Genomic DNA, 14043 nt, shown 5'->3' with positions numbered 1-14043 from the left:
CCCCGTCCCTTACTCTTTAAGAAGTCTGATTCGGTAACAATTGACAGCCGTTTCCCCAAGATGTTCCAACAAATGATGGTTGGCATATCCACCGACAGCTGCCCCAATACCTGGAACGAGCTGGAACATTTTGATGACATCGATGTGATCGCGATATTCCTGCTGAAACTCTTGCCAGTCTATTTCCGGCCATTTCCCTGAATCCCATTCCTCTATTACCTGTAATGTTTCCAATTTCTTCTCCTCGCTTGAAAATGCCATCTGGAAGATATGGAGAATGAATAATCGTTCCTCATATTTATTTGGATCGAAACCGTATATACGGGATAGTTCGAATAATAATTTCATCTTGATGCTAAGCAGTAATGGGAAATCAGCCAATCCAATTAAAAGCCCTGCCGCCCCGGTTCCCACACCTTCTATAACGGCCGTTTTCCGATATGCCGTTACGGTTTCCGCAACCCACTCTTCTTTTTGCTGCAAGGATAGTAGCACTGCATTTTTTTCTTTAGACATATATTTAGAACCTGATAATACGGCCTCAATCATCCCTTTAATACTATCAGTAATCATTTTGTGCACTCGGTCTGGAATATAACTATTCAATTTGATTTGCGCCTTTTTAGACATCCGCTCAAGCCTGCCGGATTTTTTGGCTACTTTCTTTTTCCATGATATTAGTTCCGAAAATGCTTTTTGTTCATATTCATCCATCATTTAACACCTCCGTTAAATATGTATATACCCCCTACGAGGCTTTTATTTTTTATTTTCATTTCTTAAAAGAAAAAGCTGATTTTTCATAAAATCAACTGAAACGTTGTTTTCCACTCCAGGCACTCGCTTTCCGCAGGCGGTCCGGGAGCCTCCTCGGCGCTCTTTGCCTCTGTGGGGTCTCCCTTGGCCACGCTTTTCCCGCAGGAGTCTCGTACCTTACGTTCCAATCAACTGGAACGTTTTTTAAAATAAAAACTGCAGGCTGGTTTATTCCGAACCAAGTTTTAGACTAGGTTATCCTTGATGTTTTTTTACTGTAATCCTTATTGGATTGAAGAAATTTGCGAGACTCCTACCGAATAACTGGCTAGCCGAGACCCCACAGGCGCTTGCTTTGATGCGGCTTGGCAGACAGTCGGCGGAAAGGGAGCGGATTTCTGAAATCAACTGAAACATTAATAAAGAAAAAGCTGATTTTATGAAAATCAGCTTCTGCTTAAAAGTTTTTTATTTTCTTTGCTGCATAAATTTTAAAACCGAATATGAAAACAAGCCCCATTGCCAAGGCGGCTAAAGCGGACATCCATTCCCCTTTCACTAGCAGGACCAAACTGAAGACAAGGTCCTCAAATAATAGGAAATAGGAAATTAGCTTTATGACTGCGGATTCTCTCATTTTTGCTGGCAATGGATATAGTGAGACCCATACTTTCCATTCATGTGCCTTCCATACCGGCAGCAGTTGCAGGGCTGTCATGAATAGGAACATGAACGTTACAATCAAATGTGCCCATATGTTAGTGAATACACTTAAAATCACGGATCCAATGATAGTTAAACGAAAACAAAGGCCCACATAATCATTGGATCGCAGAAGAGTACGGGCGTAAAGATAGGTATAAGTTGATTTATCACCATACGGAATGAGTGATAATAGCCAGTCCATCCATTTCCTTCTCGCTACCTTCCCTTTCAAATGAGGAACATCAGTAAACATGTTCGCTATTCGATAGAAAGAATTCATCCGTTTGTTTTCCAGTTCCACCAGCCGTTCCCACTTCAGCACAAAACCTTTAGTTGCGCTTCGGTAATACATGTAAAGTCCTAACAACAATAAGAAGGTTATAAGTGCAAACAGTATATTTGCCCTTGAACAGATGAAATAAAGAATCACTCCATTAAGTAAAAAGCGGATGAGAGAGTCCCAATGGCTCACTGATGTATCCTGATATTTTAATACCAGCCAGCGCATGGTTAAATTCAAAAACTTCAAAATAAGCAAAACGACCAGGATGATTCCAAGGTCCTTACCTCCTGCACCCGTAACCTTCGAATACATCGGTATCGATGCAATCAGGACAACCAGAAGAATAAAGCCTTGCATGACCCAACTTAATATCAGTGAATTCTTGAAATAGCTTCTCAACTTCGTTTCAAGCGGAAGCAGGAATACCGTATCGGGTTCTTTCAAGAAAGTATTTATCGGGCTTCTGGTTACAATGATCGATAAAACTAAGGCCATGATCAATTCAGCAGGGAAATCACTGTTTAACGTCTTCACCCAATCACTGTAATAATAAGCTAAACCACCAAGAACCAATACCATGACAAAAACAAGATGGCCATTAAAAATATAGCGAAGATATTTTTGCGTTTCATTTATATAGCCTAAATATCTTTCCTTCCAGAGATTTTGACTATTCATGACCGATTTCTTCTTTCGTCAATTGGATATATAAATCGTCAAGGGTTGCCCCTGGCATGGAAAATTGTTCACGAAGCTGCTCAAGATTGCCTTTTGCCCGAATCTCTCCATTATGCAATATGATGAAAGAATCACAATACCTCTCGGCTGTCGCCAGTATATGTGTAGACATTAAAATTCCCGCACCGCTCTCTTTCATCTTCCTCATCAAGTCAAGCAGTGACTGAATGCCTAATGGATCAAGACCCACGAATGGTTCGTCGACGATATATAAAGACGGCTGCACTAAAAAGGCGCACATGATCATGACCTTTTGCTTCATTCCCTTTGAAAAATGTGCCGGGAACCATTTAAGCCTTTTCTCCATATGGAATTCCTTTAACAGAACGTCCATCCTCTCTTTATATGTGGCTTCCGCCAAACCATGTGCCATGGCCGTAAGCTTTAAATGCTCCTCAAGTGTAAGCTCATCATACAAGATTGGCGTTTCTGGAACATAAGTGAATTGTTTACGATATGAATCCGGGTCCTGGGCAAGTGTTTTACCATGAATCGAGACACTTCCGCCTTTCGGCTCCATGAGTCCGATGATATGTTTAATTGTCGTACTTTTCCCAGCCCCGTTGAGCCCAATTAACCCTACTAGCTCATTTGGCTGAATGTCAAAACTTATTCCTTTTAAAACGGGCGTTTTCGTGTATCCGCCCACTAATTGCTTTATTTCCAATAAGGACATATAAACGATCCTTTCTATATAGAGGTTCTTATTTCCATTTTATCAAATTCTCCTGCTTTTATATAGTCGAGTGTTCCCCGAACTAAATTTCCATAAATAACTAATTATATTTTCCCTCCTTGGTGGTCATCATAATTAAGGAAGAAGGGGTTAGTCATTACGTGTGATTCACATCATATTGTAAATGAGGTGTCAGTTAAAGACGTATTACACTGAAATACCCATAAGTTTATTACAAATGATTCACATCATATTGTAAATGAGGTGTCAGTTAAAGACGTATAACTGAATTAAACCAGAAGCTTCATAAAAAAATCGTTTCGAGCAAGGAGATGGTTCGCTTGCACGTAAAAGCAGAAAAATCATTCAATAATTATCAATTATGCTTTGAAAGTTGATGAAACTTTAAAGATATAGGAGATGGTTGCTTTGAATCGAAAATCTCTAATCAGATAATGACCGTATTTTACTAAAATGTAGATGAGGTGTTTGTCGCAGAGAATTTATGCTAATGCGATTTTGAAGCAAAACCCCCTTTTTCGACAGGCAGGGTGCAACTTAATGTTGCATCCTGTTTTTATGATTTTTCCTTTTCTCAAGGATTCAAGCTATGGTACGATTAACCAAATACATTAACTTTTAAAGGAGCGTTTTTAATGAGTGATTGCATTTTTTGCAAAATAATCGACGGGGAAATTCCAAGCAGCAAAGTTTTCGAAAATGAACATGTATTGGCCTTTCTCGATATCAGTCAAGTAACAAAAGGCCATACGCTGGTAATACCTAAAGTACATAAGGAAAATCTTTATGAGTTGACACCTGAGATTGCCAAGAATCTTTTTGAAGTGGTACCGGAAATTGCCCGCGCCATGAAACAGGAGTTCCAACCTGTAGGCCTGAACCTTTTAAATAATAACGGGGAAGCTGCAGGACAGTCCGTTTTCCATTTTCACATGCATTTAATTCCACGGCATGGAGAAGGTGACGGGTTTGGGGCAGTTTGGAAAACGAATACCAGCGACTATACACCAGATGACCTGAAACAAATCGCTGACTCCATTGCACAGCATTTAAAATGAACTGCTGGCACATGTTGGTTTCTTTCTCCTTTCTTAATATCTTTTTAAAAGAATTGAGATTAAGCACGCTTGTTGCATGAAAAAACAATGATCCTAATTTGGTCCTCACTTTAAAGTGCAGGACCTTTTTTACTTTGGCCTATCATTAAAATGGATTGTCACTTAAAATTCTAAATTTTCCTCCTATTGAATTTAGTTTTCTGGTAGGATATATGAATAGTCTCAAATACTTTATCACATAGTCGCATAGGAGGAAAAAAATTGAAACGTGCACGCAATTTTAACGCTGGGCCAGCCGCCCTTCCCTTAGAAGTTTTACAAAGAGCCCAAAACGAATGGTTGAATATTGAGGATTCCGGTATGTCCGTCATGGAATTAAGCCATAGAAGTTCGGAATTCGAAAAAATTCATAACCATGCCATCCAATCATTAAAAGACCTTATGGAAATTCCTGAAAATTATGAAGTTCTCCTGCTGCAAGGAGGAGCAAGTCTGCAATTCTCCATGATTCCCATGAACATTTTGAATGATGGAAAAAGGGCAGATTATGTCCTCACTGGTTCTTGGTCGGAAAAAGCATTAAAAGAAGCCAAAAAGGTTGGTGAAACGTCCGTAGTCGCTTCATCCAAAGATGAGAAATATACGTTCATCCCTAAAGTTGAAGATATCAAATTGAATGATGATGCTGCATATCTTCATATCACAAGCAATAATACGATTTACGGAACACAGTGGAAGGATTTCCCGGAAACAGGCAACATTCCTTTAGTAGCCGATATGTCAAGTGATATTCTCAGCAAAAAGATTGATATTAGTAAATTCGGCATCATCTATGCAGGTGCACAAAAGAATCTAGGTCCGTCTGGAATCACAGTGGTTATCATCCGTAAAGATTTAATAACGGATAATGACAAAATCCCATCCATGATGAACTATTCTATCCATTCAAAAAATAAATCTTTATACAACACTCCTCCGACATTGGCCATTTACTTATTGTCCCTTGTGTTGGATTGGGCAAAAGAACAGGGCGGCGTGGAAAAGATTGCTGAGATCAATGAAGAAAAAGCAAAAGTCATTTACGATGCCATCGACGGCAGTGATGGTTTTTATAAAGGCCATGCCCTACCGGACAGCCGTTCATTAATGAATGTAACGTTCACGCTTCCGTCTGAAGAAGCTGAAGTACAATTCCTTAAAGAAGTGAAGCAAGCCGGATTCGTAGGACTGAACGGTCACCGTTCCATTGGCGGCTGCAGAGCTTCCATCTATAATGCGGTCCCTCTATCCCATTGCCAGGACCTTGCTGATTTCATGAAGAAATTCCAGGAATCGTATAAAGCGAAAGAAGCTCAAACCCTTTAATTCAAACAAATATAACTTCTAAAAAAATAGGTCTTATGATATACTATTTTAAACTTCTTGCAACAGGCAATAGTGCATTGTTGAAGAAAAGATGTTAGTTGAGATGAGAATAGGAGAGATGAGTAAATGAAAACGAAAACCCTTGTGTCACTGTCCCTATTAATCGGGATTGGGGCTGCCCTGCATTTTATCGTACCTGGATTCTTCCTTGGAATGAAACCGGATATGATGCTGTTGATGATGTTTTTGGCGATTACCCTGTTTCCCGCGAAGAAGAATGTATTCATTGTCGCCCTGGCAGCTGGAGCCATCTCTGCCATGACAACTACATTTCCTGGAGGACAGATTCCAAATATCATAGACAAATTGGCAACAGCCTTTCTGTTTTACCTTTTATTCATCAGTCTTAAGAAGTTTTCAACATCCGTTGTCACCGTTAGTATCTTGACTGCCGTAGGAACAATGATTTCCGGCGCTGTCTTCCTTGGTTCGGCTTATTATATCGTTTCCCTTCCAGGGCCTTTCGTTGCACTTTTCGGCGCAGTTGTACTTCCTGCCGTACTGTTAAATACAGTTGCGATGGTCATCATTTATCCAATTGTGAACGGCATCGTAAGAAAATCAAATATACCCATTAATGCTTAAGCAGCAGGATCATCATACCTAAAAAAGCACCGGAATGTCCGGTGCTTTTTTTCCAATCTTATGAATCTGGAATTCTAGTCACAATCATCCTCCAATGATCAATGAATCAATATCCACATAAACCAAATGAAAAGCAGTAAAACCCCAGGGAGACCCATAGCGAAGGCTCTAGCCTGGAGCACCCTCTTGGGCGGATAGATGCCAGGAGTTTTTGCTTGCCTTAGAAAATACCCCATTCCGCACAGGCATACCAGGCCTAATAAAAAAATGATTTTCATTATTAACCCACCAGTGCCATCCATGTTCCGACAGCTTGTTTTTATTATCTATATGCTGCTCTTCCCTTTATATGTAGCATTATTAATAAAGCTTCAAGTTATTTTTAAATATTATATATTTACTCTCTAAGTTTAAAAAAATATTTTTGTGATATAAAGATAAAATGGTCGATTCTCTTCCATAAGAATGAAAATTATGGTATTTTGATATCAATAGTATTTCTCTCCCTATTTATCATAATTTCCAATTGATGCAGCAGGGATTCAGACCATGGAAAGCGAAAACATATTATAAAATGAGGTGATCCTAATGAAAGCAAAATCATTACTAATTGGCTTTTTGACCGGAACAGTAGTAGCTGGTGCGGCAACCTTACTTTCAACACCAAGTTCAGGTAAAGATCTACGGACCCGCATCAAAACGAATACCGACGAAATTAAGAATACAATTGATGAGTTAAAGGTAAAAATGCTGAATATTAAAGATGACACGATGGAAGCTTCACAAATCAGCAAAGAAACGGTAAAAACGTTCATTTCGGATGTTCAGGTCGTCATCGAGAACTGGAAGCGGGAAATCGAACCCAATAAGAATGAATTATTGAAGAACGTTCAGGAAATCGAAAATTCATTGAAGGAATTGGAAGCGGCCGCACCTACTTCTAAAAATTAATAGCTGGCATCGTCACACAAGCTTGATTCTCCATTTTTCCCAATAAATTACATGATTTATTGGAGAAGAATGGAGAATTCATTAAAAAAACTAAAATTTTCTAAAAATTTTGCAAATATTTATCTTTATTAATTTTTATTTTATTGTCATAATAAATATATAGAATCTTATAAGTAGGTGAGCCCATAATATGCAGAATAAAAATTATTCTATGAAAGAAGCAATGATTTTTAGTCAACGAATTGCACAATTAAGCAAAGCATTATGGAAATCGATTGAAAAAGATTGGCAGCAATGGATCAAGCCCTATGATTTAAATATCAATGAGCACCATATCCTTTGGATTGCCTACCATCTTAATGGCTCTTCCATTTCAGATGTTGCAAAATTTGGGGTCATGCATGTTTCTACGGCATTTAACTTTTCAAAAAAATTAGAGGAACGCGGGTACTTAACATTTTCAAAAAAAGAAAATGACAAAAGGAATACCTATATAGAGATCACTGCTGAAGGTGAAAAAATCCTACTTGATTTAATGGAGACATATGACCCAAGTAAGAACTCTGCTTTCTCGGGTGCACTTCCACTGCGTGAGCTTTATGGCAAGTTTCCGGATATGATTGAAATGATGGCCATCATCCGAAATATATACGGTGAAGACTTCATGCAAATCTTTGAACGATCCTTCGATAACATCGATCAGGAGTTTACTGATGTGGAGGGTAAAATCACAAAAAAAAAGATAGAGAAAGAAACTGAGCCAGTTTAATCTCATACTCTATCCATTTCCTTCATGAATGATACATATAACCCCTGTGCGAGGCATGCATCAATGCATTCCTTTGTGGTTATTTTTGGATTAACCTTTCTTTCAAATTGATTAAAAAGCGGTCGAAAGTTCATATACCCTTCCGCTTTTTCTATTTCATAGCGTTTGCTCAAGATATCACATGTTTCCAATAATTCTTCCGCTTCCTTCTTCGTGAAATTTTTTTCCACAAATAGATAGTCCAACTTGGCCTCCGGATTGCGTATAAGGTTTAATAAAAGCCGTTGATGAAAACGGAGAATTTCTATTTCTTCATTTATATTTTTCATACATCACTAATCCCCAATCGATCATTCAATTTAACATAAAAGACTTATAACCAATTTTTGATTTTTCACACTCAGTAATCCTTCTTATCCCTGGTTCAAAACCTGGCATTAATCGCCCTTAGCCCTACTTACACACTAAAGTGATTTTATCTTAAATTTAATCCAAGAATTCCATTGCTTTTTCCACCCATTCATCGTAATGTATGTAAGTAAATTCAACAGCTTTGGAGGGCTGATTTCGAAATGAATTCGTGGAAAACAATTGACGTGGCAAAACAATATGGGAATTGCCGTCTGCTCTTTTTTTCAGTTTTTACTATATTGATGTCTTTTGTTCTGATCTATACATTATTAAGTGTCTTTTCAACCCATGTTATTTTGTATGGCGATCAAACAATGGTATTTTTTAGCCTATTGCTCTTATTATATCCTGTTCACAAACTATTACACTATTTACCTTTACGATTATTATGTAAAAAAGTAAAAACTTCTTGGTCCTTGAAGTGGAACGTTGTGCTTACATGCAGAGTCAATGTGCATGATCCGATTCGAAAGCATCTTTATCTCTTGACCCTTGTGTTGCCTTTCTTCATTATGTCTGTCATATTGATTGGTTGTGCCCTTAGTTTTCCGCATTACATCCATTATTTCACTATTTTATTATCCATGCACACCGGATTATGCGTATCGGATTTTATTTATATAAAAAATCTGGTTGGTTCCCCAAGGCATTCTTTTATCGAGGAACATCTCGAAGGATACGATATACTTATTCAAAAGTGATTTCTTATTTATCCATAAAGATACCCGATAAGATTTTTAGGTATCTTTTTTCATTATAATTTGGTATCGTATTTATACATGATGTTTTGCAAGGAGGGATTTTAGGTTTTGATCTCGTTCTGGTTTATTATTTTTGCTATTTTGATCCTTTATAATATTAATAGAATGACAAACTCTTTATGCATTCAAAAGGAAATTGCTGAAGACCGGCAGCCTAAAGTATTCAGGACCATTAATGTATTAATTACTATTATGTTATTATCCTCCTATATTGAAATTTTGTATACGTAGAGATGAGCAACAAATGATGGCCATCATTTGTTACATACATTGGTGATACCCGGAGCATTATCCACATAAAGAAAAAGGGCGAAGCAATCAGCTTCGCCTTTTGTTTATGGGTTTATAACCAAGAAGCTCCAATGATGATTAACAGGATGAAAAGAACGACAATTAGAGCAAAGCCTCCACCTATTCCTCCAGACATTGATCTTCCTCCTTTCCATTCTTAAGTAATAGTATCTTCATGCACACTCTTATATCCGCCAAAAGGAATCCATTCCTTTCTTAGCTTGAGAATCACTTCAATCTTTTTTGTTGAGCGGCTACCCTATCCTATTCAACTCCATGGCAAAAGGAGTGGGCTCTTTCCATTATTAATTTTACAGCCGATTAGCAATAGGCTGCTCCTACAATTATTAATAAAATGAATAACACCACTAACAAAGCGAATCCTCCGTTAAATCCATTACCCATTATGCTACCCCCTTTTGTTGTCCTCGGTTTATCATATGTAATGGATTAATATCCGGTTAGGCATACACCCATTTTTTAAAAAATTCTTATTCATGCACCAATATATTATTTTTTGTAAAGTAACCAGAATATGTTATAGTTAATTTTGTGGAAATACGAAAAAATAGCAAACAAGAAACTTATAACTAGGAGTTGTTTTTATGAAGAAGTGGGCATTATCGATTGCTGTTACTGCAGGGCTGATCGGACTTACAGCATGCAACAGCGACAAGGAAGCAGTCGTGGAAACTAAAGCGGGGGATATCACCAAAGAAGAATTTTACAATGTAATGAAAGACCGTTATGGTGAAACCGTTCTTCAAGAACTTGTTTATGAAAAAGTTCTTTCTGAAAAATATACAGTAACGGATAAAGAAGTTAAAGCTAAAACGGACGAACTTAAAGAGCAAATGGGTGAAAATTTCGAAACGGCCCTTGCCTCTTCCGGATATAAGAGCGAAGATGATCTTAAACGTGCACTTAAAATCGGCATGCTTCAAGAAAAAGCAGCCGTTGCCGATATAAAAGTTAAAGAAGCTGATGTGAAAAAAGCTTATGAAGACTTTAAACCACAAATCAAAGCGAGACATATTCTAGTGGAAGACCAAAAAACAGCAAACGAAGTTAAAGCTAAATTGGACAAAGGCGAAGACTTCGCTAAACTTGCAAAAGAATATTCAACAGACACAGGCACAGCTGAAAAAGGCGGGGAGCTAGGCTGGTTCGGACAAGGTGAAATGGTTCCTGCATTTGAAGAGCAAGCTTATAAAATGAAGAAAGATGAAATCAGCAAGCCGATTAAATCCGATTATGGCTACCACATCATCCAACTTCTTGATACAAAAGAAAAAGAATCATACGAAGATATGAAAAAAGATCTTGAATATGATTTGAAAGTCGCTCAAATTGACCAAACTAAAGTTCAGGACATTTTGAATTCAGAAGTCAAAAAAGCGGACGTGAAGATTAAAGACGAAGATCTAAAAGATGCCATCACTTCCGGTGACGCAGCCAATGCTGAAAAATAATTGAATAGTAAAAAGCGACAGGACTTTGCCTGTCGCTTTTTTTTATGGTTCGAGCTATGCTCCCTGATTTATATCCTTTTTACGCCTCTCGCGCTCTTCTTCCATGCGTTCAATGTACTTCTGACCTTCCTTCTCAATCCAAGCATCATCTATGAGGCGTTCCTGCCTAGCTGTCCAAATTGACATGACTGCACTGACAATTATCCCAATAAACACGAACCAGATCCAAATTGGCATGTCCATTCCCTCCCAAAAAATCTACTATTCATTTACTAGAGAATATGCGCGAACCAAAAAAATATGCTTCTTTCTCCATCGAGAAAGAAGCATATTTCATTAAAATGTTGGTTTATAGAATGAACGATTATCGAGCGCGAAAACTCTTTCCGTAAATTCACCCGGTTTCACTTTTTCCAAGGCCCGGTCCATCATATTTATCTTGGCATCCATATTATCAATATAATGCAGCACTTCAGCTTCCCTAACCATTGGCGGCTTGGGACTGCCCCACTCAGCTTTACCATGGTGACTTAGTATCAGGTGCTTGAGAATCATGATTTCTTCCGCTTCAATGCCCAATTCCTCTGCAGCTTTACCGACTTCATTCACCATGATGGTTATATGCCCCAACAAGTTCCCTTCCACTGTATATACAGTCGAAACAGGTCCGGATAGCTCATGTACCTTTCCAAGGTCATGCAGAATGACTCCTGCATACAAAAGATCCTTATTAAGCGAAGGATATAGGGTTGAAATGGCCTTAGCCAGCCCTAGCATCGATACAACGTGATAGGCCAGTCCCGACATATACTCATGATGGTTCTTGGTGGCAGCAGGAAACGTCAGGAATTCATTCTGATATTTTTTAATGAGGTGCCTAGTCACCCTTTGGATATTCGGATTCCTCATTTCAAAAATGAATTGAGTGATGGTTTCCATCATTTCTTCCTGACTTAAAGGCGCCGTTTGAATTAAATCGGCTTTCGTGACCCCATCAATATCTGAAGTAATTCTAATGTTACGGATTTTCAATTGGCTGCGTCCTCGATAATTCTGGACTTCCCCTTGAACTTTCACCGTAGCTTCCGCACTGTATGTTTTCTCATCAGCCTCGGAAACATCCCATAGCTTTGCCTCGATCTCCCCGGTTTTATCGCACAAAATCAATGTTAAAAACGGCTTTCCATTACTTGCCACCGCTTTTGTACTCGTTTTAATGTACATATATATATCTACTACTTCACCAATTCCGTAGTGTATGATCCCATTTCCCATGCGACTGCCTCCGTTCAATTAAATATCAACATTATAACATACCAATCTCGTTAATGCGTTTAGTTTTCGTTAATAAGTGATGGACAATGGACAGGAAAAGCCTAGGCTGACCGTCTCTCTTATCACTCCATAAGAAAACCAGGCTTGACCCCAAGCCTGGCTCTCCAATCAAATCTATTTCAACAGTTTTTGTTCGGACAATACGCGCACTTTTCCTTGCCCTCAATTCGGTAATATAAACAGCATGTCACCCGTTTATAAGGATTCATGGACGCCGGAACACTTTTTTCCCCTATGAATCGTTTAAAGGGGGAACGCGTTTCAATATTCAGCCATACTTCATCTTCAAGCAGCTTTTCAATGTCCTTTTCAACTCGCGTCTTTATATCAGTCTGCTTCAATAACTCACTATACATCCATACCGTATAGCTCCAAATATTTTCCCAGAGTACTAGTTTCGATATTTTAGCAGTTCCGGAAAAGGAGCGAATGGCAACAGCACCAAATCTGCTCAATATGGAATGGAGGGCAGAAGGGCTTTCCTTTTCCGAGACATTGCTCCAACTGTTAGTTTTCAGCAAAAAATTCGGGAGCCAATGTTCATCTTCCGGGTCATCCAAAACACCAATGTCCTGAAGTGTGCCTTCCCAGATAAGCCGATGTTTGCTTAACATGTAAAATTGTGCCGTGACAAAAAAAGCATAGCGTCTGAACCACATTGAAATGGCTATCCCTGACGTTTCCGCCCCAGTCCGAGCTTGTGCATACTGAATAAGTTCATCAGCATGATTGAAGGTCTTGGAAACTTTGGCTTCGTCTCGGAAGGATATGCGATATCCTTGCAGCTCTTTTTCCATGGATGGTGTGAGGTTATGCATTGGCCAGCGCTTTTACCTGACTTTGGGCGTAGCGGCCTTTACCAAACGGGACGCACATGGGACTGCCGAAAATTGGATCAAAGGATATTTGGCAGTCCATGCTGAATACATGCTGTACCAATTCAGGCGTGATGATATCCTCTGGCCGGCCTTGAGCATGTATCGACCCATCTTTAAGTGCCACCAGATTATCCGCATAACGGCAAGCTAAATTCAAATCATGAAGCACCATCACGATCGTTCTGTTCTCAAACTCATTCAAGTCGAACAATAAGTCCAAAATCTCGATTTGATGGGTCATATCAAGATATGTAGTTGGTTCATCCAATAAAATGATGTCCGTATCCTGAGCCAGCGTCATGGCTATCCATGCCCGTTGCTTCTGGCCTCCCGATAATTCATCGACTGCCTGATCCTTTAAATCGGTCAGGTTCGTTGCTTCAATCGCCTTTTGAACTTTTTCTTCATCCACGGAACTCCACTGTTTCAACCAACTTTGATAAGGATATCTTCCTTGTTTAACAAGCTGATATACTGTAAGCCCTTCAGGAGCAACCGGGGATTGTGGAAGAATCGCCATCTTTCTTGCTACATCCTTCGATGACATGGTCGAGATCGCTTTGCCTTCGAGCAAAACAGAGCCGGATTGAGGTTTTAACAATCGGGCAACAGACCTTAGAAGTGTTGATTTTCCACATCCATTAGCACCGATGAAAACGGTGATCTCCCCTTTGGGTATTTCTATATTCATATCATTTATAATTAATTTATCACCATAACCGAGCGATAAAGACTGTGTGTTAATAGCTGGTCGCATTAAAATACTCCCCTTTTAGTCTAATAATACCAGTTTAATGAAAATGATTCTCACTGTCAATCTTAAAAAAGAATATAAACCAAAAACTTTCATGTCCCATTCCTGTTATGATTCATTAAAGTGAACGCTCCTTTAAAGATATGAAGCTTCCTTTGGAAACATTAATACCAT

General features: G+C 38.8%; 18 protein-coding genes. 8 read left to right on the top strand and 10 right to left on the bottom strand.

The features are described from left to right. Nucleotides 1-9: 9 nt before the first annotated feature. The 3 genes from ABOA58_RS06480 to ABOA58_RS06470 all read right to left on the bottom strand — a co-directional run bounded on the left by ABOA58_RS06480 (nucleotide 10) and on the right by ABOA58_RS06470 (nucleotide 3158). The gene (locus ABOA58_RS06480; RefSeq protein WP_350301687.1) at nucleotides 10-717 is read right to left on the bottom strand and encodes an EcsC family protein; all 708 of its coding nucleotides are present in this window, start codon (nucleotides 715-717) and stop codon (nucleotides 10-12) included. Nucleotides 718-1213: 496 nt separating this feature from the next. Then, nucleotides 1214-2422, bottom strand: coding sequence for an ABC transporter permease (locus ABOA58_RS06475; protein WP_137017093.1), 1209 nt, complete (start codon nucleotides 2420-2422; stop codon nucleotides 1214-1216). Beyond that, complete coding sequence (locus ABOA58_RS06470; protein ID WP_350301686.1) at nucleotides 2415-3158, bottom strand: ABC transporter ATP-binding protein; 744 nt, start codon at nucleotides 3156-3158, stop codon at nucleotides 2415-2417. Before ABOA58_RS06470 ends, ABOA58_RS06475 begins: the two co-directional genes overlap by 8 nt. 656 nt (nucleotides 3159-3814) lie before the next feature. Here ABOA58_RS06470 and ABOA58_RS06465 point away from each other — a divergent pair. The 5 genes from ABOA58_RS06465 (at nucleotide 3815) to ABOA58_RS06445 (ending at nucleotide 7967) form a co-directional block, all read left to right on the top strand. After that, the gene (locus ABOA58_RS06465) at nucleotides 3815-4237 is read left to right on the top strand and encodes an HIT family protein (protein WP_053534082.1); all 423 of its coding nucleotides are present in this window, start codon (nucleotides 3815-3817) and stop codon (nucleotides 4235-4237) included. Nucleotides 4238-4498: 261 nt separating this feature from the next. Then, nucleotides 4499-5602: a 3-phosphoserine/phosphohydroxythreonine transaminase gene (gene serC, locus ABOA58_RS06460; protein WP_350301685.1), complete on the top strand. Its 1104-nt coding sequence runs from the start codon at nucleotides 4499-4501 to the stop codon at nucleotides 5600-5602. Between the two features lie 126 nt (nucleotides 5603-5728). Further along, entirely contained in the window at nucleotides 5729-6247 is a 519-nt protein-coding gene (locus tag ABOA58_RS06455) for a tryptophan transporter (RefSeq protein ID WP_076367276.1), read from the top strand. A gap of 588 nt (nucleotides 6248-6835) precedes the next feature. Continuing rightward, nucleotides 6836-7198 carry a YtxH domain-containing protein gene (locus tag ABOA58_RS06450; RefSeq protein ID WP_350301684.1) on the top strand — a complete coding sequence of 121 codons (363 nt, stop codon included), beginning with the start codon at nucleotides 6836-6838 and terminating at the stop codon, nucleotides 7196-7198. A gap of 190 nt (nucleotides 7199-7388) precedes the next feature. Beyond that, the gene (locus ABOA58_RS06445; protein WP_034314691.1) at nucleotides 7389-7967 is read left to right on the top strand and encodes an HTH-type transcriptional regulator Hpr; all 579 of its coding nucleotides are present in this window, start codon (nucleotides 7389-7391) and stop codon (nucleotides 7965-7967) included. Between the two features lie 2 nt (nucleotides 7968-7969). Here the strand turns inward: ABOA58_RS06445 and ABOA58_RS06440 are convergent, their stop codons facing one another. Further along, nucleotides 7970-8296 carry a DUF1878 family protein gene (locus ABOA58_RS06440; RefSeq protein ID WP_101224182.1) on the bottom strand — a complete coding sequence of 109 codons (327 nt, stop codon included), beginning with the start codon at nucleotides 8294-8296 and terminating at the stop codon, nucleotides 7970-7972. 243 nt (nucleotides 8297-8539) lie between these two features. Here ABOA58_RS06440 and ABOA58_RS06435 point away from each other — a divergent pair, with 243 nt between their 5' ends. Together ABOA58_RS06435 and ABOA58_RS06430 are read left to right on the top strand one after the other, a co-directional pair. After that, the gene (locus tag ABOA58_RS06435; RefSeq protein WP_350301683.1) at nucleotides 8540-9079 is read left to right on the top strand and encodes a DUF3267 domain-containing protein; all 540 of its coding nucleotides are present in this window, start codon (nucleotides 8540-8542) and stop codon (nucleotides 9077-9079) included. 108 nt (nucleotides 9080-9187) lie between these two features. Further along, nucleotides 9188-9370 carry a hypothetical protein gene (locus tag ABOA58_RS06430; protein ID WP_034314696.1) on the top strand — a complete coding sequence of 61 codons (183 nt, stop codon included), beginning with the start codon at nucleotides 9188-9190 and terminating at the stop codon, nucleotides 9368-9370. Nucleotides 9371-9482: 112 nt separating this feature from the next. Here ABOA58_RS06430 and ABOA58_RS06425 read toward each other — a convergent pair whose 3' ends face one another. After that, entirely contained in the window at nucleotides 9483-9566 is an 84-nt protein-coding gene (locus tag ABOA58_RS06425; protein ID WP_061462016.1) for a YjcZ family sporulation protein, read from the bottom strand. A 185-nt stretch (nucleotides 9567-9751) separates the two neighbouring features. Then, nucleotides 9752-9835 carry a YjcZ family sporulation protein gene (locus ABOA58_RS06420; protein WP_034314701.1) on the bottom strand — a complete coding sequence of 28 codons (84 nt, stop codon included), beginning with the start codon at nucleotides 9833-9835 and terminating at the stop codon, nucleotides 9752-9754. Between the two features lie 200 nt (nucleotides 9836-10035). Between ABOA58_RS06420 and ABOA58_RS06415 the strand changes: the two genes are divergently transcribed. Beyond that, entirely contained in the window at nucleotides 10036-10902 is an 867-nt protein-coding gene (locus ABOA58_RS06415) for a peptidylprolyl isomerase (protein WP_350301682.1), read from the top strand. A 54-nt stretch (nucleotides 10903-10956) separates the two neighbouring features. On the opposite strand, the gene ABOA58_RS06410 is transcribed toward ABOA58_RS06415, so the two are convergent. The 4 genes from ABOA58_RS06410 to ABOA58_RS06395 form a co-directional block, all read right to left on the bottom strand. After that, nucleotides 10957-11139 (bottom strand): sporulation YhaL family protein, encoded by a 183-nt coding sequence (locus ABOA58_RS06410; RefSeq protein ID WP_053344914.1) that lies wholly within the window; start codon nucleotides 11137-11139, stop codon nucleotides 10957-10959. 99 nt (nucleotides 11140-11238) lie between these two features. After that, nucleotides 11239-12177 (bottom strand): 3'-5' exoribonuclease YhaM, encoded by a 939-nt coding sequence (yhaM, locus tag ABOA58_RS06405; protein ID WP_350301681.1) that lies wholly within the window; start codon nucleotides 12175-12177, stop codon nucleotides 11239-11241. Nucleotides 12178-12356: 179 nt separating this feature from the next. After that, on the bottom strand, nucleotides 12357-13055 hold the full coding sequence (locus ABOA58_RS06400) for a (2Fe-2S)-binding protein (RefSeq protein WP_350301680.1): 699 nt from the start codon (nucleotides 13053-13055) through the stop codon (nucleotides 12357-12359). Beyond that, on the bottom strand, nucleotides 13048-13872 hold the full coding sequence (locus ABOA58_RS06395; protein ID WP_137017077.1) for an ABC transporter ATP-binding protein: 825 nt from the start codon (nucleotides 13870-13872) through the stop codon (nucleotides 13048-13050). The genes ABOA58_RS06400 and ABOA58_RS06395 overlap by 8 nt, the downstream gene beginning before the upstream one ends. Nucleotides 13873-14043: the final 171 nt, after the last annotated feature.

Source organism: Peribacillus frigoritolerans (assembly GCF_040250305.1).
In the GTDB taxonomy this organism is placed as follows: Bacteria; Bacillota; Bacilli; order Bacillales; family DSM-1321; genus Peribacillus.
Note: the sequence above shows the minus strand (reverse complement) of the source record. Positions and strands in the feature narration are given on the sequence as shown.